Below are 24,413 nucleotides of genomic sequence, written 5' to 3' on the forward strand. Positions count from 1 at the left end.
TTGCTATCGATTACGGTGTAGCCTTACATGACACCAGATAGATCGAGCGCTTCCACAATGTGGACGCACCGGACAGCCACAACCGAGTATCCAGCTTGCCGGCCAGCCGTCCGTAACTTGCAAAGCACTGCTTGGCGTCGCTAATCATGCCTGTGCAACTGCATGAACCTTCAAGCTCTGGAGGTCAATAGGTGGTACACCAAGGTCGTTCCAGTTCCCTGGGTGGCAGGTAAACAGCAGAATCTGATGCCGGCTGGCCGCATCAAACAGGATGCGTTTCATGTCTTCCAGGCGGTCGCTGTCACTGTGCACGAGGGTGTCGTCCAGGATGACCAGCGTTGGCCTTCCTGCTTCCCGCAGAAGATCGGCATAGGCCAAGCGGCTGATCAGGCCCATCTGTTCACGGGCGCCAAAGCTCAGTTCGGTGATCAGCCCAAGCTCAGTGCCGCGGCTAAAGGTACCGGGCCGTAGCTGTTCGTCGACTTCCAGCGAGGCTTCCGGGAAAAGCACAGAGAGATAGTGATTGAGGTGCTTTTGCAGGGGCGCCTGCAGACGGCGTGTCAGGGCCTGGCGTTTTTCCGTGAGCAGATTGAGCAGCAGGTCCAGGGCCTGGGCACGGCGGTGCAGTTCCTCGTAGCGACGATTGCATTGGTCGAGTTCCGCCTCTTTCTCGTTGAGCTGTTCTTCCAGCCCTTCCGCGCCCCAGGCTTCCAGCCTGACTTTGATGTCGCGCAGTTCTCGCCCCCGGTTTTCCTGGGTTTGGCGCAATTGGTTGACCGCGTTCTGGTAGCGCTCGATGTCCTGTCGGAGAAACTCCGGGCGGGCATCGCGAATTTCCCTTTCGCGACGCTCAAGGCTGGCTTCCAGTTCGGCCTGCTGCTTTTCGAGGTTGGCCAGATCGGTGGTTATCTGGCGAAGTTGCTGTTGGCGTTCCGGGCTCTTTTCTTCATTCGCCAGCCGCTGCCATTCCGTTTTGGCATTGTCCCGGGCCTGCTTCAGGGCCGAGAGCCTGGACTGATACGCTCGCTCATCGGATTCCGCTTTATCCAGGGCAGCGCTGGCCTGGGTAAATTCGGCCTCGGCCTCCTCCAGGGTGGGAACTGGTTCGTTCGAATCCGGCTTCGGCGTGGATTCCAGCTGTTTCCTGGCTTTTTCCAGTTCGCTTTCGGCCTCGCTTTGGTCAAAGACGAGTTGCTCCATGCCCGCCGGGGCCACGGTTTTGAACAGATCTTCCGCGTGCTTTACGGCCCTTTCGGCAGTTTCGAACGCGGAAAGACGATCCTCTGCCTGCTTCACCGATTCCACGCCAAGGGTCTTCAGCTGTTCCGCCAGGTTCTCTTCCAGCGCTTTGAGCTTCCGGCGCGTGCTGGCCAGTTCTTCCCCGCCGGGTGTTATGCCCAGGGTACCCACACCAGGAATAACCAGTGTCGATTCTTCCAGAAGCTGTTGTTCGCCCTGCCCGACAAGCTGCTCGTTGTTCAGCGTCAGTGATGCGTCAGCCTCCAGCCGCCAGCTCAATCGGGTGGCGATGGTCTGTGAGCGAATGGTCTCTTCGTTGAGCTGGCTCCCGGTCGCTCGCAGTTTTTTAACCAACTCTGGATCGATCCGGTTTTCCCTGGCCTGCTGCCTAGCTTGCTCTAACTGCTGTTGGTATTCCCTGGCTTTGGCGAGGTTCTGGCTGATCACTTGTTGTTGGTGTTCAAGCCGCCTCAAATCCTGCTCCAGCCGCTGCCGGGTTTGCAGCAGCCCCGCCAGTTTCCGTTGCTTTTCCGCTTGCTCGTAGGCGGTTCTTGCGTCGGTTAAACGGCCTGTGACGGCCGGCGTTTGTGCTTGAGCCAAGTCGAGGTCGTGCTCAGCGCGATCCAGCTCTGCCTTTCGGCTCTCCAACTGGCGACTGAGCCCTTCCAGATGCTCTTTGTTCTGCTGCAACAATCGATGGTTTTGCTGCTGCTGGGCAAACGTCGCCTTTTCCTGGTTTTGCTCCTGCTCCAGGCGCTCGACCTTTTGATAGCGCGCCCGGGCTTCCTCCAGATGGCGTTGAGCGTCTTCCCAGGGCCGCTCGGATTCCGCCTGCTCATAGTCGTGGGTCAGTTTGCCAAGCCGGTCGACCTGCTCCTGGTATTTATGAACTCGCTCCTTCAGCTCTTCGATTTCAAGTTGGTACTGGGCGCGGTCTTTTTCCAGTTTCAGGTAATCTCCACGGGGCTTGCCGGTTCCTGTGAGCAGGATGTCCCGCTGGCTGCGAACCGTCTCGATCAGGTCATCGCCCCCGGAACTGGCCACCTCGCCGACCATGGAATTCAGGGCGGATTTCAGATGATCTCCGGCGTGTTCTATGGCCTGTTCAATGTCCTGCCCGGTGCCCTGCTCGACCCACAATAGTCCCGGAATGCCCCAGTGCTCGGCTTTGCTGGCGCCCCGTTTCGGGTACTGATAGCCCAGCAGTTCCGCCAGTTTTTCTTCCGCATCGTCTTCACTGTAAGACTCGGTGCCAACAACCAGGTCGCACCGTTTACGCTGCAGAAAGCTTTTGGTGAGCCGCCAAACGCGGTTGTCGTGCTCGAAATCCAGCTCAATGGTGGGCGCCGCAGCGGAGTCGCCCCACGGGCGAAGGTCGTCAACGGCGGTTGAGCGATAGCGCTCGAAAAACGCGGCACGGATGGCACGTACCAGCGTGCTTTTGCCGGACTCGTTGGGCCCGTGAATCAGGTTGAGGCCGGGCTGCAGGTTGTCCAGAACAAAGGGTTTGCGGAATTGGCGCAGCTGTTCGATGCGCATTCGCTGCAGCTTCATTGCCCCGCCTCCTGTTCACACTCCCGCAGTAAACCGGCCAGGATAGCCAGCGCATCCCGGGCGGTGTCATCCTGCGCGCCTTCTTGCCGATCGCGCAGGCTCTCAACCACTTCGCCCACGTAGCCATCCGCTTTAAGAGCCGCGATGTCTTCGTCGGTCGGGGCAAGCTGGAGCCCACTTCGCTCGCAGCGAAGGCTGCGGAATCGTGCTTCTGCGACCGACAAAGCCTTCAACAGGGTTTCCTCGCCAGCCAGGGTCACCGAGCCTTCAAGGCGCAGATCGACCACGGCGGATTCGGGCAAGTCGTTCAAACGTTCCAGTAACTGTTCAAGATCGGAGTGAACTGCGAGGGTTTCCCGCCATTGGTGCCATTGATACCGCCCGGTTGGTAGTCGGGTTACTGAGGGAGTTGTGCCTGGCTCGGACACCTCAACGATCAGGGCATTGCCCGCTTCGTTGTTACGAAACCGTTCCGGCTCGGGCGTCCCGCTGTACCAGGTGCGCTCATCAATCTGTTTGGTGCCGTGCCAGTCGCCCAGGGCGAGGTAGTCGAGCCTGCTGGCTTCCGCACGGTTCGGTGCGATGGGGTTGGTGGAATCAATCTCGTCCGGCAACAGGCCCTGGACACTGCCATGGGCCAGGCCGATTCTTATGAAACCTTCCGGAGTCTCGTAACCGCTGAAGGGCTCGGTGAGATCACCATACGTGTGGCGCTGGGTCAGCGGTGCGCAGAGGACGCTGAGGCGCTCGGGTTCCAGATCTATCACGCCGGGCTGAAGCGCGAGATGCACATTCTCCGGTACCGCACCCAGGCGCTGGGCTCTCGTCCACACGCTCTCGGCGAGTGCGGCGTCGTGGTTACCCGGAAGCATGACCCAGGGGCCGGCGAACGCTTTCGTGGCGTTGAATACCCGCCGTATGGTGCGGTCGGACACCGTTTGGGCGTCAAAGACGTCACCGGCGACCAGAACCGCATCGCAGTGATGCTCATTTGCCAGCCGTGCAAGCGTTTCAATGGCCTCGAACCGGGCCTCGACCAGGGCTGCACCGTCTTCCGTTTCGAAACGGGTAAAGGCCCGGCCCATCTGCCAGTCTGCCGTATGCAAAAACTTTGGCATTTTATGTCCCTGAGAAATCTGGAAATTTTGGCGCCATTTTAGACCAACTGCGCTTAGTTTACAGACGCGATGCGACGACGACTGTCGTTCAGGCAGAGCTCAGGCAAAGCCAGTTGGTTTGGGAAACTAGGCCGGGCTCAACCTGCACGCTGCGTATTTGAATTCCGGAATCTTCCCGAAGGGGTCCAGAGCCGGGTTGGTGAGCAGGTTGGCCGCTGCTTCCACGAACGCGAAAGGCACAAACACCATGCCCTCGGGCATGGTCTGATCAGCCCGCGCCGTGAGAGTGATGCTGCCCCGCCGGGTGGCGATGTGGATGTTCTCTCCGGAGGCCACGCCCAGGCGATCCAGCTCCGCAGGCGCCAGAAAAGCCGCCGCTTCGGGTTCCCGTTCGTCCAGTACCCGGCTTCGACGGGTCATGGCGCCCGTGTGCCAATGCTCCAGCAAACGCCCTGTGGTCAGCACCGTGGGGTAGGCTTCATCCACCGGCTCGTCGGGAGGCAGCGGGCTGGCCGGAGAGAATTTGGCTTTACCCCCGGACCTGGGAAACGCATCGGCAAAGACCACATCATCGCCGGGCGCGTCGTCCGCCGGGCACGGATAGGTCACAGACCCTTCCCGCTCCAGCCGGGACCAGGAGATATGATCCAGCGAATGCATGCCCTGTTTCATCTCGGCAAACACCTGCTCGGGGCCTTCGTAGTTCCAGCCAAGCCCGAAACGACGGGCCATTTCCTGGATGATCCACCAGTCGGGTTTTGCATCACCTGGTGGCGCAAGGGCAGCCCGGCCCATTTGCACCTGCCGGTTGGTGTTGGTGACGGTGCCGGACTTTTCCGACCAGGCGGCTGCGGGCAGGATGACGTCGGCGAACTGGGCGGTCTCGGTAACAAACAGATCCTGAACCACCAGGTGCTCGAGAGCGCCAAGCGCGGCCCGGGCGTGGGTGAGGTCCGGATCGGACATCGCAGGGTTTTCACCGAGGATGTACATGCCCTTGATGGTGCCCGCCCTGATGGCGTCCATAATCTCCACCACGGTCAGCCCAGGCTCCGGGTGCAGTTTGGTATTCCAGAGTTCTTCGAAGGCGGCTCGCAACTGGGCATCCCCCACCGGCTGGTAGTCTGGCAGCACCATGGGGATCAAGCCGGCATCGGAGGCGCCCTGCACGTTGTTTTGCCCGCGCAACGGATGGAGGCCGGTGCCGGGACGGCCGGTGTGGCCGCAGGTCAGGGCCAGAGAAATCAGGCAGCGGGCGTTGTCGGTACCGTGCACGTGCTGGGAGATGCCCATGCCCCAGAAGATCATCGCGCTATCGGCCTGCGCGTAGGCACGGGCCACTTCACGAATCGTGTCGGGGTCGACGCCGCAGACCGGGCTCATCACTTCCGGGGTCATGCCTTCGATACTTGCCGCGAGCGCCTCGAAGCCTTCGGTATGGGTATCGATGTAGTCCTTGTCGAAAAGCCCCTCGCTGATGATCACATTGAGCATGGCGTTGAAAAGCGATACGTCGCCACCCGGCGAAAAACGCACGCTGCGCCAGGCATAGGCGTCCAACGACTGGCCCCGGGGATCAATGATGATCAGTTTGGTGCCGTTACGGGCTGCCTGCTTGAAGTAGGTAGCTGCTACCGGGTGATTCACCGCCGGGTTGCAGCCGGTGAGGATCACCACGTCTGCCTGGAGCGCCTGCATGAAGGAGGCCGTTACGGCACCCGAGCCGAGGCACTCCATCAGCGCCGCCACGGAGCTGGCGTGGCAAAGCCGTGTGCAGTGGTCCACGTGGTTGGAGCCAAAACCGGTTCTTACCAGCTTCTGGAACAGCCAGGCTTCTTCGTTGGAACACTTGGCGCTGCCAAAGCCGGCGAGTGCGTTGGGGCCATGCTGGCCTTTGAGTTCGGTTAGACCGTTCGCCGCCAGTTCCAGCGCTTCTTCCCAGCTTGCCTCGCGAAAATGCGTCAGGGGATTGGCCGGATCAAAGTCAGGGTCGAGCCCTTTGGGGACGCCCTCCCGTCGAATCAGTGGTCGTGTCAGCCGGGCCGGGTGCGCGGGATAATCGAAGCCGAAGCGGCCTTTCACACAGAGCCGGCCCTGGTTGGAGGGGCCATCCCTGCCCTCCACAAAAAGAATTCTTCCTCTTTGAAGGCCTGACTCTGTTTTGGTGTCGGCAGGCTCATCCTTGATGTGGTACCTGAGCTGGCAGCCTACGCCGCAGTATGGGCAAATGGAGTCCACGGTCCGGTCCGCCGTCGTAGAGTCTCCCCGGCCCTGGTCATCGATCAGGGTTGCCGGCATAAGCGCCCCTGTCGGGCAGGCCTGCACGCATTCGCCGCAGGCAACGCAGGTGCTGTCGCCCATGGGGTCGTCAAAATCGAAGATGACCTTCGAAGCGGCCCCCCGGTGGGCCAGCCCAATCACATCGTTGCCCTGCACTTCCCGGCAGGCCCGCTCGCACAGACCACAGGTGATGCAGGCGTCGAGATTGACGTGCATGGCCGAGTGGGTAGCGTCGTGGCCGCCGGCGTGTGGCAGAGAATCGGAACGGGGTTCAACATGGTGGACCGTCGGCCCTTCGCGATCTGAACGTGCCGGCAGGCGCTGGCGCACGGCAGCGGCATCGATGGCCAGCTGGTCCGCGGTATCCCACAAATGGCTGGACCGATCGGGGCTGCGCTCTCGCTCGGGCTGGTCGGCCAGCAGTAATTCCAGAACGCCTTTACGGGCCGCCTGAACCCGTGAAGAGCCCGCGCTTCGCACGACCATGCCGGGCGCAGCCTCCCGAATGCAGCTTGCTGCCAGCACCCGCTCGCCTTCCACTTCCACCATGCAGGCCCGGCAATTGCCATTGGCACGGTAGCCCGGGGCATCCTTGAAGCACAGGTGGGGGATGGTCTCTCCGGCTCGTTTGGCAACCTGCCAGAGGGTTTCGCCGGGGAAGGCCTCGACTTCGATATCGTCCAGGGTCAGGATAAAGCTTTTGCTGGAATGGCTCATGGCTTTTTTCGATTCGCTCATGGCTGCCTCCCTACCCTTTAGCGATGAGGTTGTGGCTGGCCAGTTCGCCGCGGAAATCCCGCAGCAGGCTCAGCACCGGATTGGGCGCGGCCTGGCCAAGACCACAGATGGACGCATCGGCCATCACGGCGGCGAGTTGCTTTAGCGTCTGTTCATCCCAGGTATCCCGCTCAAGCAACGTCAGCATTTTTTCAGTACCCACACGGCAGGGTGTGCACTGGCCGCAGGACTCATCCGCAAAGAAGCCCAAAAGGTTGGCGGCCGCGGCTTGCAGATCGTCCTGATCAGACAGAACAATCACAGCGGCAGAACCGATGAAGCAACCGTGCTCCTGAAGCGTGTCAAAATCCAGCGGAATATCGGCTTTGCTGGCCGGCAGTATGCCGCCGGAAGCGCCGCCGGGCAGATAAGCCAGGAGGCGGTGCCCTTCTGCCATGCCGCCGCAGTATTCCTCAATGAGCTCATTAAGCGTAATGCCCGCAGGCGCCACATGAACGCCAGCCCTGGCGACCCGCCCGGAGACCGAGAAACTGCGAAGCCCCTTGCGACCATGCCGCCCCTGGTTTGCATACCAATCAGGGCCCTGGGCGTGAATGCGGGGGATCCAGTAAACCGTCTCGACGTTGTTGACCAGAGTGGGCTGACCAAACAGCCCTTTCTGGGCAACGAACGGCGGGCGGTGGCGGGGCTTGCCGGGTTTGCCCTCAAGAGACTCGATCAGGGCCGATTCCTCGCCGCAAATGTAGGCACCGGCACCTCGGCGCAGGATCACAAAACCAGGTTCTACGATGCCGGCAGCTTCCAATTCGGCAATGGCGTCTTTCAGCACAACGAGGAGGCCGGGATACTCATCCCGCAGGTAGATGTAGAGAGCCCGCGCCTCCACCGCCCAGGCACTGACCAGGGCACCCTCCAGAAATCCGTGGGGCTCGCGTTCAAGGTAATAGCGATCCTTGAACGTTCCAGGCTCTCCTTCGTCCGCGTTAATCACCGCGTAACGTGGCCCGGTTTCGGCTCGCACGGCCTGCCATTTGCGATAGGTGGGGAATCCGGCACCGCCGAGGCCCCGCAAGCCGGCCTGCTCAAGTTCCTCGGCAAGGGACTCGACGGTAACCCGGCCCTCGCGGCAATCTTTCAGTAAGTCGTAACCACCTGCGGAGCGATAATCCGACAGCTTTTGCCAATGGATCTCGTCGGGTTGAACCTGCTGTTGTTCCACTGCGGCGCCAACCGTCTGGACAGTGGCGTTGCCTACATGATGCTGACCCACGGCGACCACGGGCGCCGTATCGCAGCGCCCCATGCAAGGCGCCTGAACCACACGCACCTGATTGGGGTCAGCACCATCAGCCAAAGCGTCGTGCAGCGCGCCTGCGCCCGCCAGCTGGCACGAAAGCGAATCGCACACTCTCAGGGTTATTGCCGGTGGAGGTGTTTGTTCGTCGTGAACAATGTCGAAATGGGCGTAGAAGGTGGCCGTTTCATAAATAGCGGCCATGGGCAGGTTCATGAAAGTCGCCAGGGCCCGGAGACGGGGCATGGAGAGGTAGCCATCGGCATCCTGGATCAAATGCAGGTGCTCGATCAGTCGATCGCGATGCCGCAATGACGAATCAACGCGTTCGTCACCGATCAGTTCCCGAAGCCCCGACAGCACAGCGGGTTCCAGCTGTCGGCCACGAAGGCCGGAACGAGGGCGTTTGACCTTCTGTTCGTCTGTTTTCATTATTTTCGACCACGCACCGAGATACAGCAGACAGCCGTGGTGGCTGGTCTGACAAGATACAAGTCATTGAAGCATATCAGGGTGTTGAGGCGCCAGATGATCGCAAATTTGCTGCATAGCGAGACTAATCTGGCCTGAAGCTGCAATCAAAGAAAGAAGAGAAAATAATGGAGGCGCGGGTCGGAATCGAACCGGCGTACACGGAGTTGCAGTCCGCTGCATAACCACTCTGCCACCGCGCCGGAAAAGATCGAAGGGATCGGATCTTTGTGCTCTCAGGTGGGCAATGAGAGACTTGAAATTGGAGCGGGAAACGAGATTCGAACTCGCGACCCCAACCTTGGCAAGGTTGTGCTCTACCAACTGAGCTATTCCCGCTCTTTGTTTCCGGGGCATTGCCTCGTCAACGGCTGCGTATTCTACGGATTACCGTTCGGGCGTCAATAGTTTTTTATCAAGTTTTTGTTTTACTGGAGATTGTGGGCAAAGTTTGGCCAATTGCGTGGCAGCATGCAAACATGCACCTTCGTCACTGGCAGAGATCCCCTGCAGTCTTTAAGCTAGGGATTGGCAGGCAACATCACTCAGGGATTCGACAGAACGTGCCCAGTCCTGATTCATCCGAGCAGACCGATCCACAACAACAGACATCCAGCCCCGGATCCGTCACCGTTGAAGCCGGCACGCTGAGTGTTAACGGCGACTGGCTGTTGAGCCATTACCGGTCTCTGGCGTCCCTGGCGTCATCCATGTCCTCCGGGGATATGAATAAACTGTCGATCGACCTCTCGGGGCTGACGCGAATTGATACCGCCGGAGCCTCACAACTGGCCTCCCTGATCGGCCCGGAGCGTTTGCTCGAAGCCGCTACGGCCGATAGCGAATTGCCCCGGGAAACATCGGCCCTGATTGCTGCTGTTTGCGAGGCCATGAAAAATCAGCCTGAGGCGGATCGGCGCGCGCCCTCCCTCGTTTGGAGCTTTGTGACCGGAACCGGCCAGAAGGTGGAAAGCATCTTCCGGCTGCTTTGGATTCTTGTGGGCTTTATTGGCCAGACCCTCGGCACCCTGGCCTGGAACCTTCCCCGGCCCTGGCGCTGGCGGATGACGCCCTTTGTGGCTGCGGTTCATGACACCGGCCTGAATGCCCTGCCTATCGTGGCACTGCTGACTTTTCTGGTGGGCGCTGTGGTGGCTTTTCTGGGTGCAACCGTGCTGGACGATTTCGGCGCAACCATTTACACGGTGAACCTGGTGGCGTTTTCCTTCCTGCGGGAATTCGGGGTGCTGCTGGCCGCGATCCTTCTGGCCGGTCGAACCGCCAGCGCGTTTACCGCCCACATTGGCGCCATGAAGGTTAACGAGGAGCTGGATGCCATCCGCACCCTGGGCCTGAACCCCATTGAACTGCTCGTGCTGCCCAGGGTGATGGCCATGATGGTGAGCCTGCCCATTCTCACCTTTGTGGGGATGATCTCGGGTATGGTGGGCGGCGCCATGGTCTGCGCGCTGGTGCTGGATATAACGCCGACGCAGTTCATGGCCATCGTTGAGCGGGACATCGCCCTTCAGCATTTCGTTGTGGGCATTGTTAAGGCGCCGATCTTTGCCTTCCTGATTGCAGTGATTGGCTGCCTGGAAGGCTTCAAGGTGGCTGGCAGTGCCCAATCGGTAGGTGAGCACACCACCTCCAGCGTGGTCCAGTCGATCTTCATGGTTATTCTGCTGGATTCCATCGCTGCACTATTCTTTATGGAAATGGGCTGGTGATCATGGCAGATATGGCAGCGTCTCCAAATCCTCAAACAAGCAATGAGCCGGTCATTGAGGTGCGGGACCTGTGCAACCGCTTTGGCGATCACATTGTGCACGAGGATCTGGACCTGGATCTGCTGCGGGGTGAAATTCTGGGCGTGGTCGGCGGTTCCGGTACTGGCAAGACGGTACTTTTGCGCAGCATCGTCGGCCTGAATACGCCAGCCTCTGGCCACATCCGGGTATTTGGCGAGGATCTTATCCAGCTTTCGGCACGGGCGCGTTCGCGCATAGAGCAGCGCTTCGGTGTGCTGTTCCAGGGTGGCGCCCTGTTTACGTCCCTGAACCTGCAGGAGAATATCGCCGTTCCGCTGATCGAGCACGCGGGCCTGAAACGGCCAGAAGCGGAAAAGCTGGCGCGCATGAAGCTGGCGCTGACCGGGTTATCACCTGACGCAGCGGTTCGGTATCCGTCCGAGCTTTCCGGCGGTATGGTGAAACGCGCAAGCCTGGCACGGGCCCTGGCCCTTGATCCTGAGATACTGTTCCTGGATGAGCCCACCGCGGGGCTGGATCCGATTGGCGCTGCCGCCTTCGACAGACTCATCGTGACGCTGCGGGATGCGCTGGGGCTGACGGTGTTTCTGGTCACCCATGATCTGGACACCCTGTACTCAACCTGTGACAGGGTTGCGGTACTGTCACAGCGCAAGGTGCTGGTAGCTGATACGCTGGAAAAGGTTGCAGCCACGGAGGACGATTGGGTCCAGGACTACTTTAACGGGCCCCGTGGCCGGGCAGCGAGTTACGCATTCAGGGATTATCTGGAAAAACGGAATCAGGAGCAGTAACCATGGAGCCAAGGGCCCACCACCTGATCATTGGCCTGTTTACCATCCTGGCCTTTGCCGCCGCCTTGATCTTTTCTCTGTGGCTGGCGAAATCCTCCGCCGATCGGGAATGGGGCTACTACGAGATTGTGTTCGATCACGCCGTCGGCGGCCTGTCCGAAGGTAACCCTGTGCTTTACAGCGGTGTTCAGGTTGGTGATGTGGTGGAGATGAAGCTGGACCCGGACAATCCCGGCCATGTGCGGGTTTTGGTTCGGGTGGATCAGTCGGTTCCCATTCGGGAGAACACGAAAGCCGGCCTGGTGCTCGCCAATATCACCGGCAGCATGAGCGTCCAGTTCAGTGGTGGAAGCCCGGACAAACCCGCGTTGCAAGGTGACGAGGACAACCCGCCGGTAATCATTGCCGAGCCCTCGGCGTTCACCAGCCTGCTTTCCAACGGCGAGCAACTCCTGGCCAAGGCCGACCAGCTGCTTACCAGCGCGACGGCGCTGTTATCGGCTGACAACATCGACAACGCATCGGCCATCCTGGAAAACACTCGGGAAGCCACAGACGCCCTGCTCGACCGCCGGGAACAGCTGATCGCCCTGCTCGAACAATTCGATGCCGCCGCCATTCGCGCCGAAGAAGCCGCAATCAAAGTCTCCAACGTTTCGGATAACGCCAACGAACTGCTGCAAAACGATGGCCAGCGGGTTCTGCAATCCATGGACAAAGCACTCGCGGTAATGACCACCACCATGGAGCGAATTGACGAGTTGACCCGAAACAACCAGGGGGCGATGGATGCCGGGCTGCAGGGTATGGGCGAGTTGGCGCCCGCGCTACGGGAGCTAAGGGCAACCCTGCGCAGCCTGAATCAGTTTACGCACCGGCTGGAGCAGGATCCCACGGGCACGCTGTTCGGCAATGAAACCATGAAGGAGATGGCACAGTGACATTGAGGTCAATCAGAAACCTGACGCTTCTCCTCGGTGCTGCCCTCACCAGTGGCTGCACGGTGTTTCCAAACCCGGAGCCACCCAGGGTTATGGACCTGGCTGTGGTTCGGGCGGTACCGGCGGCCGGGCAACCCGTTATGGCATCGCTTCGCGTGGACACGCCCTACGCCTCTGAGCCTTTAGCCGGGTCGCGGATTCTGGCCAAGCCCACACCCAGTGAGTTCCGGGCCTATGAGGGGACACGCTGGAGGGACACCGGGCCAGTGGTGGTTCGGGACACACTGGTCAATAGCCTTCGTCAAAGTGGTGCCTACACAAACGTCATTACCGACACCAACCCGGCACAGGCTGAGTTGACCCTCGTCACCGAACTCTCAGGGTTTCATTCGCAAATCCCGGAATCCGGACCGGAGGTGGTCATTGAGCTGCACCTGCAGATGATTCACGACCGCTCCAGGACCACCCTGTGTACTCGCAGCATCCGGATCGTAGAGCCGGCCTCAGGCACATCCGTTGACCAGATTGTCGAGGCATTCGGTACCGCGGGCAGCGATCTGGCCACCCGGGTGATTGACTGGGCTAGGACGTGTGACTATCCGTCTGACCTGACGCCTTCTCAGGGAAAAGATCAGCCCACGCAGCCTTGAGATAAAGCCCCATGGACCAGAGCGTGAGAATTGCAGCAATATAGAGCAGACCCAGGGCGACATTAGCCCAGAGCACGCCGGGAGGAAATGCCAGCAAACCCACAATCGCACACATCTGCGCAGTGGTCTTGATTTTGCCGATGTAGGAAACCGCTACGCTGGCGCGGCTGCCAATCTCTGCCATCCACTCCCGCAATGCGGAAATGACAATTTCACGACCGATGATCACAGTGGCCGGGATCGTCAGCAGAATCGCCGAGTGCTCCTCAATCAACACCGCCAGCGCAACAGCCACCATCAACTTGTCAGCAACCGGATCGAGGAAGGCGCCGAACGGCGTGCTCTGGTCGAGCTTGCGGGCCAGGTAACCGTCCAGCCAGTCCGTGGCCGCCGCCAATCCGAAAATCGCCGCGCTCACGAGGTAGCTCCACCCCACCGGAAGGTAAAAAATCACCACGAACACCGGAATCATGATGATGCGGGAAAGGGTGAGGATGTTTGGTAAATTCATGCTGTCCTTACTCGTCGTGCAATGCTGCGTATATGGTTTCGGCCAGTGATTTGCTGATGCCCTGAACCTTGGTCATCTCGTCGACCCCGGCCTTGCGGAGTTCCTGTATCCCGCCAAAATATCGAATCAGGTCGCGCCGCTTTTTCGGTCCCACGCCCTCAATGCCTTCCAGTGTAGACTGCCGGCGCTTTTTATCACGGCGCGCCCGGTGCCCGGTTATCGCAAACCGGTGGGACTCGTCCCGGATGTGCTGGATCAGGTGCAACGCAGGCGAATCGGCCGGCACCCGGAACACATCTCCGGTCATGGCGTCTATCAGTTGCTCCATGCCTGCACGACGGGTTACGCCCTTGGCGACGCCAATCAGCGGGATGTCGGAAATCTCAAGCTCGTCAAATACTTCCCGGGCAACGTTCAACTGCCCTTTACCACCGTCAATGAAGACCAGATCCGGCCGCTTGCCCTCACCGGCCACCATCCGCTTGTAACGGCGGGAAAGCACCTGGCGCATGGCGGCGTAATCATCGCCGGCCGTCACCCCCTCGATATTGTACAGGCGGTAATCACTCTTCAGGGGGCCATTCTCATCGAAAACCACACAGGATGCGACGGTATTTTCCCCGTGGCTGTGGCTGATATCGAAACACTCCATGCGTGACGGCGTCTCCGACAGCTCCAGAAGATCCCTCAGGGCCAGCAGGCGCCGGTATACGGTCTCCTTGCTCGCCAGGTGAGTGAGCAGGGTCTGGCGGGCGTTGGTCATGGCCAGTTCCAGCCACCGGCGGCGTTCACCGCGAACATTGCCCCGAATCCGGGTTTCCCGGTTTGCAGACTCGCTGAGGGCCTGGGCCAGCAGTTCCTGACCTTCCACTTCTACCGGCACCAGAATATCCCGCGGAATTTCCCGCCGGGTGTTGCCGCCGAAATAATACTGCCCGAGGAAGGCGCTGAGCAGTTCGCCCTCGGTCTGCTCGATGGAGTAACGGGGGAAATAGTCCTTGGTGCCGAGCACACGGCCTCCGCGCACGATGATCACCACGATGCAGACGATACCCGCGTCCTGGGCAATGGCGATGACATCCGCATCGCCGCCCTCACCGTCTACCGACTGCTGTTCCTGGACATGGCGCAGATGATTGATCTGGTCGCGATAGGCCGCTGCTTTCTCGAACTCCAGGTTCTTGGAAGCGGCCTCCATGGCATTCATCAGATCGTGGAGGATGGCAGGGTTCTTACCTTCCAGGAACATGGTGGCGTGACGGATGTCCTGCTGGTACTCCTCGGGCGTGATGTATTCAACACACGGTGCCGTGCACCGGTTGATTTGATACTGCAGGCAAGGCCTTGTTCGGTTCCTGAAAAAGCTTTCACTACAGTTTCTTATGCGGAAAATCTTCTGCAATACATTAAGACTTTCCTTGACCGCACCCGAGCTCGGAAACGGCCCGAACCAGGTACCGCCTCCCTTTTTGGTGCGCCCACGACGAAACGTCAGAGAGGGGTAATCGCTGTGGGACGACAAATAGATATAGGGATAGGACTTGTCGTCACGGAGCAGGATGTTATAGGGCGGCCGTAACGATTTGATGAGATTCTGTTCGAGCAGCAGCGCCTCGGTTTCACTGCCGGTAATCGTCACCTCGATAGAGGCAATCTTGCCAACCAAGGCTTCGGTCTTGGGCGCCAGACCGGTCTTGCGGAAGTAGCTGCCAACCCGTTTTTTCAGGTTGCGGGCCTTGCCCACGTAAAGGACCGAGCCACCCTCGTCGTACATTCGGTAGACGCCGGGCCGCTCGGTCAACTGTTTCAGGAAGCTCTTGCTGTCAAACTCCCCGATGTGGGTGCTCTCAGGGTCAGACCTTGTCGGCATCAAGCAACCCGAGCCGCACTGCCATCAGGGCCAATTCGACATCACTGGAAATCTCCAGTTTCTCGAAGATCCGGTAGCGGTAGCTGTTCACGGTCTTCGGACTCAGGCACAGCTTGTCCGAAATGTCCTGCACCTTCTGGCAATCCACCACCATCATCGCGATCTGCATTTCCCGCTCGGAAAGCCGATCGAACAGCGAGAGCTCGCCGTCCTCGTCGCGATCGCCGCCGCCCAGTTGCTTCAGGGCCATCTTCTGGGCAATTTCCGGGCTGATATAGCGCTGGCCTGTGTGAGCCATACGAATGGCGCGAACCATCTCTTTGATATCCGCGCCCTTGGTGATGTAGGCGGTGGCACCGCTTTGCATGACGCGCGTCGGATAGGGGTCGTCCGCGCAGGCGGTTACCACGATCACGCGAATGGAATCATCAATGCGGAGTATGCGACGGGTCGCCTCGAGGCCTCCGATGCCTGGCATGCGGATATCCATGAGCACGATGTCCGGCCGCTCCTGGCGGACGAAATCGATGGCATCCTCTCCGGATGGCGCCTGCCCAATGACTTCAATGTCCGGGTTGTCAGCCAGCATCCGGGTAATACCGGACCTCACCAGCTCATGGTCGTCTACAACCAGTACCCTGATCAAAATTCACCTCGCACACGGCTTTCGGAAAACAGCGCGATTGTAACGTTTAGTTCCTGCCCCGGGTAGGTGCAAACACAAATACCGTGACACACCTGACGCCTAAGCCGGCACACCCAGCCCGGCGGTGTTTTCCACGGGATCGAACCAGACCACCAAATCGCCCCGGCGCACCGCAGACATGACCCTGCTCTGCTCGCCCATCGGGTTCTCGGTGTCGTTCAATCCGTGGTATCGGGTGCAGTACTCTTCCACCAGGCCCTGGAGCTGGTCTTCGGTCAGCAACTCAGTGTCGACAACGAATTTTTCCTGTCTGGGGTCTTGCTCGGGCTGGTTTTCGGCGCTGTCGGTCATACTACCTCCTTTGACGCCACCATGTTACGAGTTATGGTGGCGAGGTAGAAGCCCGGAGGGGGGATCCGGGCAAACAATCCTTGATCAGGCTGGTTCTGCGGCCGTTCGGAAACGTGCGATCAATTGTCGCATTGAGACCGACTCCTGCCTGAGCGCTTCGCTGATGGTCCGGGTTTGCTCGACGGTTTCAATGAGGAAATCGGCGCTTTCGTCCAGCGCTGTTGAACGGCGGCCTACCCGCCCGATCTCGTCCCGTTGAAACGCAACCGCAGAGCTGATCTCGGCGCTGTGGTTCTCAAGATCCACGAACTGGCCCTGCAGGGATTGAAGGTGTCCCTTGAGGGCAGCCAGATGCTCTCGGTTGCTGCTGCCGGCATCGCGCATTTCTTCCAAAAGCGCATCGACGCTGCTTACGCCGGATACAAGGTCCTGCACCCACTGGGATATATCCCGGGTAGAGTCAGAGGTGCGACGGGACAGGGTCCGAACCTCATCGGCTACCACCGCAAATCCACGACCGTGCTCCCCTGCTCGAGCCGCTTCGATCGCTGCGTTCAGAGCCAGCAAGTTGGTCTGCTCAGCAATATCCGCAATCACTCCGATGACCTGCTCAATCTTGCCCGTGGATTCGTTAAGGGCATGAATAGATCCCGAAACGCGCGAAATGACATCTACCGTATGTTCCGCAGCGCCCTCGCTGGTGGTGAGTCGATGCTGGACTTCTTCGTTGGCCGCCACCGCAGATTTCACGGTGTTGGCCGACTCATCTGTGGCTCGCTCAATGGCCGAGGCCTGGTCGGCAATCGCGGCCATGGACTGGCTGACGTCGTGGATCTGCGACCGAGTCTTCTCTGATGCTGCCTGGAGAGATTCCGCACCGTTATCCAGGGCGCCGGAACGTTCATCCAGACCACCGGCAGCCGACCGGATGTCTGCGATGAAATGCTCGAACCGGGAAACCAAGCCACCCAGTGCATTGGCAACACCGGCTACCTCGTCCCGCCCTTTCAGGACTGGCACGCGTGTAAGATCGGCGTTCTTTTCCATGGCAACCAGATCGTTTTGCATACCCTGCAAGCGCAGAATAACCGACTGCCTCAACCACCAGGTCATGGCGATAACAATAACCAGAAAGGACACGGAACCGGCAATCACAAAGGTCTGCTGGCCAGCCAGAAACGACAGCAACTCGTCGGCGCCGTCAGATACAGACTTCCTGCTTTGAAACTGGCGACCAGCAATCGCTTCGAGCATCGGCTCCATGGCCGGGTACAGATCGAAATCCACGACTTGGCCGACACGGTAATAGCTTTTCTCTGCAATGCCCTCTTTCATCCGGGCGATAAGCGCCAGTACCCGCTCGAAATCCTCACGATGTGCCTCTGCCCACTCGCTCAACCCCGGATCCGTTTCCAGACTCTGCCAATGTGCCGGCAAAGCGGTCTCCAAACGGCTGAACTCGGTCTCGATTTCATCCCACAGCAGAAGCTGGGCCTTGATCTTGTAGGCAAGATCCTGGAGGTGCCGATGGTCCTGTTCGAGATCCGCCAGTAGCCAGGCTTCGTTGAGGTTGGTCTGGATCAGGGTTTTGGAGGCGTCTTCCGCTTTCAGGATGATGCTCCAGGACAGAGCGGAAAGTCCTGCGACGGCAAAGACCGAGAGAAAGGCGAAAAAAAGGATGCGGGTTCTTACTGTGCCGAACATGACAACTCCAACAGCGGGCTATGCCGCGGATGGTATGCCGATTTTGTGACACTTTTATTGCACTTTCAGCGTCAGCTTTTCATCGCTCGCCCTCGTTAATGGTGTTAACCACTTCAAAAAATTCCACCGATTCTCTATGATCGCCGCTTTCTGACCGTTTGGATGCTAATGAACCAGTCCGTCTTCAGACTCACGCTGCCCATCTTGTTCGGCTATCTTCCGCTGGGCATGGCCTTTGGTGTGCTGTTCTCAACCCAGCTCGAGTATGCCTGGTGGGCTGCGCCGTTGATGGGAATCGTGATTTACGCCGGAGCCGGCCAGATACTGGCCGTCAGCCTTCTGGCCGTTAACGCGGGCCTGCTGGAAGTCTTCATTGCGATGTTTGTTCTGAACGCCCGCCATCTGTTTTACGGGCTTTCATTGCTGGGCCAGTTCAAGGGTGCTGGCTGGCGAAAACTCTATCTGATTTTCGGTTTGACCGATGAAACCTATTCCTTGCTCACCAGCCGCCCACGAGGAAGCAACCGGGCCCACGAACAGGAGGTCGATTTCCGAATTACCGGCTTTAACCAGTGTTACTGGGTGGCGGGGTGCGCAATTGGTGCATTGCTTGGCGACAATGTCGCCTTTGACAGCACCGGCATCGAGTTCGCACTGGTGGCTCTGTTCATTGTTCTGACTCTGGAGCAATTCAAAGCCCTGGGAGAGGGTTTCCCAATCTGGCTCGGAGCAGCGGCCGCGGGCGTCGCCATGCTGATTTTGCCACCGGCACATCAGTTGATCGGTGCCATTGCGCTGGTCACTGCCGTCCTGCTGTTCGAATACCGGAAGCATCGCGGGCAGGCACCGGGCGAGGAGAGCAGCCATGGGTGAATCCGGCTATCTGGCGGCATTCATTGCGGTAGCGGCAGTCGCGACCTTTGCCACGCGGGTGATTCCCTTCCTGTTTTTCGAGAGGCACACGGAACATCCACTGGTGCGACACCTGGGGCGCTACCTTCCTGCGGCCGTGATGGCGTTGCTGGCCACGGTATTTCTGCAGCGCTCGGCGGATTGGTCCGGCTCATGGATGGGATTTGATGCCCTGCTTCCCGGCGTCCTAGTGGTGATCATTCACCTCTGGCGCCGCAATGCCCTGCTCTCTATCGCCGCAGGAACCATCAGCTACATGGCCATCCAGCAAGCCGGGCTTTGATCCGGTTTTATTTACATCCTGGTTTCAAGATTGGCGACGAGCCGTGAATCCTGAAGGGCAGCGGTGCGGTGTTTGACCACGCCTTTGTATTCCCGGCTTTCGATCATGGCCATGAAGGCATCGATTGAGGGATACCTGACCAGAAGCACCTGATCCCAGGATTCATCCGGGGGCGCAATCAGCGATCCAACACTGCGGCCAGACCAGATGACTTCTGCGCCGACCGATTTTACGCAGGCGGCAGCCTCTTCCATGTAGAGCTTGTAGGCTTCGCGGCCGCTTCGTTCCGGCGCCTCTTCCTTGTAATTGGCCCTATCACGGAAGCGCAGCAGATTCAGCATGACAACGGGCTGGTCTTTCGGGGTATCCGCCAGGACTTTTTGCAGCTGTTCGGGGGTGGGATTAACGGCGTCCATCCTTATCCTCTTCTTCTCTTGTTTCCGGGGCCTACTATAGCCCAGGCCCGAGGCGAGCGTGCAAGCGATTTTATTACCTTTCATCCAGATTGCTCTTTTTACTCTGCCAGTTCGTAGGGCTACAGTGAAGGAGACGCAAAACTCATAAACGAGAGGACGTTATGGCTACCCTCACGATCAACGGCGAGCGCTACGAGCTCGACGTCCCCGACAACATGCCCCTGCTCTGGGTAATCCGCGACGTTGTCGGCCTCAAAGGAACTAAGTTCGGATGCGGGATGTCCCAGTGCGGCGCCTGCACAGTTCACCTGAACGGAACGGCAATCCGCTCCTGCGTCACACCGGTCTCTGCGGCCAGTGGCGAGATCACCACCATTGAAGCCATGGCCGACGACCCGGTTGGCAGCAAAGTTCAGCAGGCCTGGCTCGATCTTGGGGTGGCCCAGTGCGGATACTGCCAGGGTGGCCAGATCATGAACGCCACAGCGCTGCTCAAAAGAACACCGAATCCCGAGACCGGGGAGATTGTGGATGCCATGGCAGGGAATCTCTGTCGCTGCGGCACCTACAACCGCATTCTGGCGGCGATCGAACGGGCTTCCGGCAAGGAGGGTGAAGCATGAGCGCCGATGACAACTTGATGATAGCCAACGTGAGCCGCAGGCGCTTCCTGATGGGCCTGGCGGGTGGCTCTGCCCTGGTGCTTGCAGCCCGTTGGGATGTAGCCCTGGCTGGCAATGAAAAGGCTCAATTCGGTGCCGGAGCCATGCCCGGCGGCTGGGTGGACGACCCGAACGTGTTTATCCATATCGATGCTAATGGCCTGGTTACCATTGTGAACAACCGCTCCGAAATGGGTCAGGGCATCCGGACCAGCCTGGTGATGGTCGGTGCCGACGAGCTTGGCGCAGACTGGGATCAGGTAAGGGTCGAGCAGGCCGAAGGCGATCACGACAAATACGGCAACCAGAACACCGACGGTTCCCGCAGCATGCGCCACTGGTACCAGCCCATGCGCCGAGCCGCAGCGGCGGCCAGGCAGATGCTGGAGCAGGCGGCCGCCAATGAGTGGGGCGTGCCGGTCAGTGAGGTGCAAGCTGGTGTACACACCATCATTCACAAGCCTTCCGGCAAGGAACTCGGCTTTGGGGAACTCGCAGCCAAGGCTCGGGAGCTCGACGTTCCCGGGCGCAATGCACTGGTACTCAAGCGCGACGACGAGCTGCGGTTTGTTGGCAAGGAAACCGGCCTCATTAACGGCGAGCTGAAGTCCGCATACCCTAAAGCCATCGACGGTGAGGATATTGTCACCGGTAAGGCGGTGTATGGCGCTGATGTTCCGTTCGAGGATCTGCTCTATGCGGTGATCGCCCGTCCACCGGTTTACGGGGCTACAGTTGGTGATTTCGACGACACCGAGGCACTCAAGGTGCCCGGTGTTGAGAAAGTACTCCAGGTTGAGGGCACCGGCCAACCGGCAGGCTTCAGCCCGCTCGGCGGTATTGCCGTGGTGGCAACGAATACCTGGGCCGCCATGGAGGGTCGCAAGGCTCTGAAGATCGACTGGAATCTGAAGCCTGCCGGCGACAACGCAAGCTATACGTCGGCCACTTACAGGGAATCCCTTGAGAAAGCGGCGCAGCAACCTGGCAAGGTCGTCCGTCAGCATGGCGATCTGTACACAGCGCTGGAAAACGCCGACAAACGGGTTTCCGCCACCTACTACATGCCCCACATGGCCCAGGCTCCCATGGAGCCCCCGGTGGCGACCGTGCGGATCAAGGACGGCAAGGCTGAGGTATGGGCGCCCGTTCAGAATCCGCAGGCGACCCGCGATACCGTGGCCGGGCGACTGGGCCTGGATGCGAAGAACGTGACCGTTCACGTTACCCTGCTTGGCGGTGGCTTTGGTCGCAAGTCCAAACCGGATTTTGCCATTGAAGCGGCCAGTATCGCCGAGGCCTTCAAAGGTCGGCCGGTCCGGCTGCAGTGGTCACGGGAAGATGATATTCACCACGCCTACTATCACGCCGTGTCCGTGGATTATCTCGAAGCGGGACTGGACAACAACGGGCAGGCCACCGGCTGGCTGCACCGGACCCTCTCCCCCAGTATTGGCTCGCTGTTTGCGCCCGACCCGAAACACAAGGGCGAATTCGAGCTGGGCATGGGTTTCAACACCATGCCGTTCTCGGTGCCGGCCCTGAGGCTGGAGAATCCACCTGCACCCGCCCATGTGCGAATCGGCTGGTTCCGCTCAGTCTACAACCTGCCCCATGCCTGGGCGATCCAGAGCTTTGCCCATGAGATGGCTGTAGCTGCCGGCAAGGACCATCGCGACTACGTGCTGGACCTGCTCGGCCCGGACCGGGAGATCCACAATCTCACGGTGGGCGATGGCTGGAATTATGGCGAAGACCCGGATCTCTACCCTATCGACATCGGGCGCATGCGTAACGTAATCGAGCGGGTAACCAGGGAGGCGGACTGGGGTAAATCCACCGGCAAGAATCGAGGGTTGGGCCTCGCCTTCCACCACAGTTTCGTGTCGTACACCGCGATTGTCTTTGATGTGGAAGTCGATGATCAGGGCGAGCTCACCATCCACCGGGCAGACATTGCCTTCGATTGCGGCCCGCAGGCCAACCCGGAGCGGATTCGCTCCCAGCTGGAAGGCGCCATCGTCATGGGCATTGGCATCGCGCTGCAAAGCGAGGTGACATTCGAAGACGGTGTGGCGCAGCAGGGTAACTTCGACAAGTACCTGATCCCGCGCATGCCGGATGCACCCCAAACCCTGCGGGTTCACCTGGTCGACAACCCGGATGAGGCCATGGGTGGTGTTGGTGAGCCAGGGCTGCCTCCGGTAGCGCCGGCGTTGTGCAATGCGATCTATGCCGCAACCGGCAAACGCATCCGGCGCCTGCCCGTTGGCGACCAACTGAAAGCCTGAAAGTGATCAGGGCCCCTCGGGGCCCTGTTTTTTTACGCCACTCCCCTTCTCCGCCCCATACCTTCGTGGTATTCCCATAGCATCCTAGCTTTCTCCCCGCTTATAATTCAGGTTAACCCAGTCACTCTCCTCGACCCGACGGCCACCCTTGATGACCCTGATCGATCTGTTCCTGCAAACCATGGAAACGACACTGCCCGTGTTTGCCATGGTCTTTATCGGCCTGGGACTTCGCCGGATCGGCTGGATCGACAACGCGTTTGTGAATACTGCTTCGGCGCTGGTGTTCAAGGCCACCCTGCCGACCCTGGTATTTTTGAGCATCATCCGGGCCGATCTGGATACCGCGTTCAATCCTGGCCTTCTGGTCTTCTACCTGGTCGCGACTCTGGGGAGTTTCGCCATCACCTGGCTCTGGGCCCGCTGGCGTGTGGTTCGGGAGGATCGTGGCGTTTACGTGCAGGGCGCGTTTAGGGGTAACTGCGGTATCGTCGGCCTGGCGCTCGCCGCCAATCTCTACGGAGACTTCGGCCTGTCGGCAGGTGGCATCCTGCTTGGCCTGGTGATCATCTCCTACAACATACTTTCGGTGATCGTGCTGGTGGCCTACCAACCGGGGCAAACAACGGACTGGACGAAGATCTTCCACGACATCATCCGAAATCCGCTCATCCTGGCAGTCTTCGTGGCGATTCCCTTCGCCGCCCTGGATATCTCTCTGCCGGGCTGGGTCATGACTAGCGGCGATTACTTTGCCTCACTCACGCTGCCCCTTGCGCTGCTTTGCATCGGCGCAACCGTATCCCTGAGCGCCATCCGGAGTGACAGCAAAACAGCCTTGGGTTCCAGCCTGTTCAAGATGGTGATACTGCCGGCGCTTTGCACCGCTGCAGCGTGGCTAGCCGGTTTTCGGGGTTCGGAGCTGGGCCTGATGTTCCTGTTCTTCGCCAGCCCGACGGCGGCCGCCAGTTTCGTGATGGTGAAGGCGCTAGGCGGTAATGACCGGTTGGCGGCCAATATCATCGCCCTGACGACCCTTCTGGCAAGCATTACTGTCACTCTGGGAGTCTTCGTGCTTCGCAGTACCGGCCTGATCTAGGCCCTGCCCCGACCTATTGTTTCAATCGCGGCAAAACCCACCTGGCAACCCTCCAGGTAACCACCTCCAAACAGGTTGTAGTGGTTCAGGTAATGGTAGAGGTTGTAGACCTCACGCTTGATGCCATAAACCGGTGTTCGTGGGTAACACGAGTTGTAGGCCCGGTAGAATGCTTCGCCGAAACCACCAAACATCTGTGTCATGGCGATATCCGCTTCACGATCACCGCAGTAGACGGCAGGATCAATCAGCCAGGGGCGGTCAGAGCCATAGAGCACGTTACCGTTCCAGAGATCACCATGGAGCAGGCTCGGGTGCTCACAGTGGGCGTTCAGCCAGTCCATCAGCAAGCCCCCGTGCTGGTCCAATACCTGTTCGAAGCGAGTCCTCTGGCTGGCGTCACGAATACGTGAGACCTGGTAGCCAAGGCGGTCGTGGACAAAAAATTCACCCCAGTTGTCGCACCAGCGATTGGGTTGCGGTGCCAGGCCAATGTAATTGTCCCTGCCCCAGCCGTACGCCTCCTGACGCAGGGCATGCATTCTGGCCAGCCCTTCACCAAGCACCTCGCGCGCCCGATCTGAGCCACCTGAAGACCGGATGGCGGTGATTTCGAGTTCCGTTTCGTTCACCCGATAGACGTGCGGCACACCGACGTCAGTCACCCCGGCCTCATCAAGCGCGCTGGCAAGGCGTTCCAATCCCTCCGCTTCGCAGACCAGGGCGTCGGCATAACCAGTCGCATTGTGTTTCATGTGGGTGGAGGCCATCGGCGTTCTCTCTCCTTGAAGTGGTCGTGCCGGAACCGGTAGATTGA

20 protein-coding genes and 2 tRNA genes are annotated in these 24,413 nt (G+C 59.6%); 9 read left to right on the forward strand and 13 right to left on the reverse strand.

Going from position 1 to position 24,413, the window contains the following annotated elements; all coding sequences use genetic code 11:
• Positions 1-144 precede the first annotated feature (144 nt).
• From EDB94_RS13130 to EDB94_RS13155, 6 genes are all read right to left on the reverse strand, one after another.
• The gene (locus EDB94_RS13130) at positions 145-2,793 is read right to left on the reverse strand and encodes an AAA family ATPase (RefSeq protein WP_108018914.1); all 2,649 of its coding nucleotides are present in this window, start codon (positions 2,791-2,793) and stop codon (positions 145-147) included.
• The gene (locus EDB94_RS13135) at positions 2,790-3,911 is read right to left on the reverse strand and encodes a DNA repair exonuclease (protein WP_108018913.1); all 1,122 of its coding nucleotides are present in this window, start codon (positions 3,909-3,911) and stop codon (positions 2,790-2,792) included. The genes EDB94_RS13130 and EDB94_RS13135 overlap by 4 nt, the downstream gene beginning before the upstream one ends.
• 126 nt (positions 3,912-4,037) lie before the next feature.
• Positions 4,038-6,929 (reverse strand): formate dehydrogenase subunit alpha, encoded by a 2,892-nt coding sequence (gene fdhF, locus EDB94_RS13140; protein ID WP_108018912.1) that lies wholly within the window; start codon positions 6,927-6,929, stop codon positions 4,038-4,040.
• A gap of 10 nt (positions 6,930-6,939) precedes the next feature.
• On the reverse strand, positions 6,940-8,655 hold the full coding sequence (locus tag EDB94_RS13145; RefSeq protein WP_108018911.1) for an NADH-ubiquinone oxidoreductase-F iron-sulfur binding region domain-containing protein: 1,716 nt from the start codon (positions 8,653-8,655) through the stop codon (positions 6,940-6,942).
• 168 nt (positions 8,656-8,823) lie between these two features.
• Positions 8,824-8,897 (reverse strand) — tRNA-Cys (locus EDB94_RS13150).
• 60 nt (positions 8,898-8,957) lie between these two features.
• Positions 8,958-9,033, reverse strand: a tRNA-Gly gene (locus tag EDB94_RS13155).
• A 224-nt stretch (positions 9,034-9,257) separates the two neighbouring features.
• On the opposite strand from EDB94_RS13155, the gene EDB94_RS13160 reads away from it, so the two are divergent.
• Genes EDB94_RS13160 through EDB94_RS13175 form a run of 4 tightly spaced genes read left to right on the forward strand, consistent with a single transcriptional unit; the run spans position 9,258 to position 12,851 of the window.
• On the forward strand, positions 9,258-10,424 hold the full coding sequence (locus EDB94_RS13160; RefSeq protein WP_181259058.1) for an ABC transporter permease: 1,167 nt from the start codon (positions 9,258-9,260) through the stop codon (positions 10,422-10,424).
• 2 nt (positions 10,425-10,426) lie between these two features.
• A complete protein-coding gene (locus EDB94_RS13165; RefSeq protein ID WP_260312599.1) occupies positions 10,427-11,260 on the forward strand; it encodes an ABC transporter ATP-binding protein in 834 nt (277 codons plus the stop codon).
• Between the two features lie 2 nt (positions 11,261-11,262).
• On the forward strand, positions 11,263-12,201 hold the full coding sequence (locus tag EDB94_RS13170; protein WP_108018908.1) for an MlaD family protein: 939 nt from the start codon (positions 11,263-11,265) through the stop codon (positions 12,199-12,201).
• Positions 12,198-12,851, forward strand: coding sequence for an ABC-type transport auxiliary lipoprotein family protein (locus tag EDB94_RS13175; RefSeq protein WP_146162216.1), 654 nt, complete (start codon positions 12,198-12,200; stop codon positions 12,849-12,851). Before EDB94_RS13170 ends, EDB94_RS13175 begins: the two co-directional genes overlap by 4 nt.
• Here EDB94_RS13175 and pgsA read toward each other — a convergent pair.
• The 5 genes from pgsA to EDB94_RS13200 all read right to left on the reverse strand — a co-directional run bounded on the left by pgsA (position 12,784) and on the right by EDB94_RS13200 (position 17,933).
• Positions 12,784-13,362 carry a CDP-diacylglycerol--glycerol-3-phosphate 3-phosphatidyltransferase gene (pgsA, locus tag EDB94_RS13180; protein ID WP_108018906.1) on the reverse strand — a complete coding sequence of 193 codons (579 nt, stop codon included), beginning with the start codon at positions 13,360-13,362 and terminating at the stop codon, positions 12,784-12,786. The two genes, EDB94_RS13175 and pgsA, sit on opposite strands and share 68 nt — an antisense overlap.
• Before the next feature lie 7 nt (positions 13,363-13,369).
• Entirely contained in the window at positions 13,370-15,232 is a 1,863-nt protein-coding gene (uvrC, locus tag EDB94_RS13185; protein ID WP_108018905.1) for an excinuclease ABC subunit UvrC, read from the reverse strand.
• Positions 15,216-15,878 (reverse strand): UvrY/SirA/GacA family response regulator transcription factor, encoded by a 663-nt coding sequence (uvrY, locus tag EDB94_RS13190; protein ID WP_008174467.1) that lies wholly within the window; start codon positions 15,876-15,878, stop codon positions 15,216-15,218. Before uvrY ends, uvrC begins: the two co-directional genes overlap by 17 nt.
• A gap of 99 nt (positions 15,879-15,977) precedes the next feature.
• Positions 15,978-16,229: a hypothetical protein gene (locus EDB94_RS13195; protein ID WP_008174466.1), complete on the reverse strand. Its 252-nt coding sequence runs from the start codon at positions 16,227-16,229 to the stop codon at positions 15,978-15,980.
• Between the two features lie 84 nt (positions 16,230-16,313).
• On the reverse strand, positions 16,314-17,933 hold the full coding sequence (locus EDB94_RS13200) for a methyl-accepting chemotaxis protein (RefSeq protein ID WP_108018904.1): 1,620 nt from the start codon (positions 17,931-17,933) through the stop codon (positions 16,314-16,316).
• A gap of 168 nt (positions 17,934-18,101) precedes the next feature.
• Between EDB94_RS13200 and EDB94_RS13205 the strand changes: the two genes are divergently transcribed.
• Together EDB94_RS13205 and EDB94_RS13210 are read left to right on the forward strand one after the other, a co-directional pair.
• On the forward strand, positions 18,102-18,806 hold the full coding sequence (locus EDB94_RS13205) for an AzlC family ABC transporter permease (protein WP_108018903.1): 705 nt from the start codon (positions 18,102-18,104) through the stop codon (positions 18,804-18,806).
• Positions 18,799-19,128 carry a branched-chain amino acid transporter permease gene (locus EDB94_RS13210; protein WP_008174462.1) on the forward strand — a complete coding sequence of 110 codons (330 nt, stop codon included), beginning with the start codon at positions 18,799-18,801 and terminating at the stop codon, positions 19,126-19,128. The genes EDB94_RS13205 and EDB94_RS13210 overlap by 8 nt, the downstream gene beginning before the upstream one ends.
• Before the next feature lie 11 nt (positions 19,129-19,139).
• Here EDB94_RS13210 and EDB94_RS13215 read toward each other — a convergent pair whose 3' ends face one another.
• Entirely contained in the window at positions 19,140-19,544 is a 405-nt protein-coding gene (locus EDB94_RS13215; protein ID WP_014576954.1) for a DUF1330 domain-containing protein, read from the reverse strand.
• Between the two features lie 161 nt (positions 19,545-19,705).
• On the opposite strand from EDB94_RS13215, the gene EDB94_RS13220 reads away from it, so the two are divergent.
• The 3 genes from EDB94_RS13220 to EDB94_RS13230 all read left to right on the forward strand — a co-directional run bounded on the left by EDB94_RS13220 (position 19,706) and on the right by EDB94_RS13230 (position 23,596).
• Positions 19,706-20,167 carry a (2Fe-2S)-binding protein gene (locus EDB94_RS13220; RefSeq protein WP_008174459.1) on the forward strand — a complete coding sequence of 154 codons (462 nt, stop codon included), beginning with the start codon at positions 19,706-19,708 and terminating at the stop codon, positions 20,165-20,167.
• Complete coding sequence (locus tag EDB94_RS13225) at positions 20,164-22,497, forward strand: molybdopterin cofactor-binding domain-containing protein (RefSeq protein WP_108018902.1); 2,334 nt, start codon at positions 20,164-20,166, stop codon at positions 22,495-22,497. The genes EDB94_RS13220 and EDB94_RS13225 overlap by 4 nt, the downstream gene beginning before the upstream one ends.
• Before the next feature lie 151 nt (positions 22,498-22,648).
• On the forward strand, positions 22,649-23,596 hold the full coding sequence (locus tag EDB94_RS13230; protein WP_108018901.1) for an AEC family transporter: 948 nt from the start codon (positions 22,649-22,651) through the stop codon (positions 23,594-23,596).
• Here the strand turns inward: EDB94_RS13230 and EDB94_RS13235 are convergent.
• Positions 23,593-24,366: a fructosamine kinase family protein gene (locus tag EDB94_RS13235; protein WP_108018900.1), complete on the reverse strand. Its 774-nt coding sequence runs from the start codon at positions 24,364-24,366 to the stop codon at positions 23,593-23,595. The genes EDB94_RS13230 and EDB94_RS13235 overlap by 4 nt on opposite strands.
• Between the last annotated feature and the right edge of the window lie 47 nt (positions 24,367-24,413).

Source organism: Marinobacter sp. 3-2 (assembly GCF_003751355.1).
GTDB classification, from domain to species: Bacteria; Pseudomonadota; Gammaproteobacteria; order Pseudomonadales; family Oleiphilaceae; genus Marinobacter; species Marinobacter adhaerens.

Bases quoted from the DNA above. Each gene is read 5' to 3' on its own strand.
- EDB94_RS13130 (WP_108018914.1), bottom strand. From the start codon at position 2,793: ATGAAGCTGCAGCGAATGCGCATCGAACAGCTGCGCCAATTCCGCAAA.
- EDB94_RS13135 (WP_108018913.1), bottom strand. From the start codon at position 3,911: ATGCCAAAGTTTTTGCATACGGCAGACTGGCAGATGGGCCGGGCCTTT.
- fdhF (WP_108018912.1), bottom strand. From the start codon at position 6,929: ATGAGCGAATCGAAAAAAGCCATGAGCCATTCCAGCAAAAGCTTTATC.
- EDB94_RS13145 (WP_108018911.1), bottom strand. From the start codon at position 8,655: ATGAAAACAGACGAACAGAAGGTCAAACGCCCTCGTTCCGGCCTTCGT.
- EDB94_RS13165 (WP_260312599.1), top strand. From the start codon at position 10,427: ATGGCAGATATGGCAGCGTCTCCAAATCCTCAAACAAGCAATGAGCCG.
- EDB94_RS13170 (WP_108018908.1), top strand. From the start codon at position 11,263: ATGGAGCCAAGGGCCCACCACCTGATCATTGGCCTGTTTACCATCCTG.
- pgsA (WP_108018906.1), bottom strand. From the start codon at position 13,362: ATGAATTTACCAAACATCCTCACCCTTTCCCGCATCATCATGATTCCG.
- uvrC (WP_108018905.1), bottom strand. From the start codon at position 15,232: ATGCCGACAAGGTCTGACCCTGAGAGCACCCACATCGGGGAGTTTGAC.
- EDB94_RS13195 (WP_008174466.1), bottom strand. From the start codon at position 16,229: ATGACCGACAGCGCCGAAAACCAGCCCGAGCAAGACCCCAGACAGGAA.
- EDB94_RS13200 (WP_108018904.1), bottom strand. From the start codon at position 17,933: ATGTTCGGCACAGTAAGAACCCGCATCCTTTTTTTCGCCTTTCTCTCG.
- EDB94_RS13205 (WP_108018903.1), top strand. From the start codon at position 18,102: ATGAACCAGTCCGTCTTCAGACTCACGCTGCCCATCTTGTTCGGCTAT.
- EDB94_RS13210 (WP_008174462.1), top strand. From the start codon at position 18,799: ATGGGTGAATCCGGCTATCTGGCGGCATTCATTGCGGTAGCGGCAGTC.
- EDB94_RS13215 (WP_014576954.1), bottom strand. From the start codon at position 19,544: ATGGACGCCGTTAATCCCACCCCCGAACAGCTGCAAAAAGTCCTGGCG.
- EDB94_RS13220 (WP_008174459.1), top strand. From the start codon at position 19,706: ATGGCTACCCTCACGATCAACGGCGAGCGCTACGAGCTCGACGTCCCC.
- EDB94_RS13225 (WP_108018902.1), top strand. From the start codon at position 20,164: ATGAGCGCCGATGACAACTTGATGATAGCCAACGTGAGCCGCAGGCGC.
- EDB94_RS13230 (WP_108018901.1), top strand. From the start codon at position 22,649: ATGACCCTGATCGATCTGTTCCTGCAAACCATGGAAACGACACTGCCC.
- EDB94_RS13235 (WP_108018900.1), bottom strand. From the start codon at position 24,366: ATGGCCTCCACCCACATGAAACACAATGCGACTGGTTATGCCGACGCC.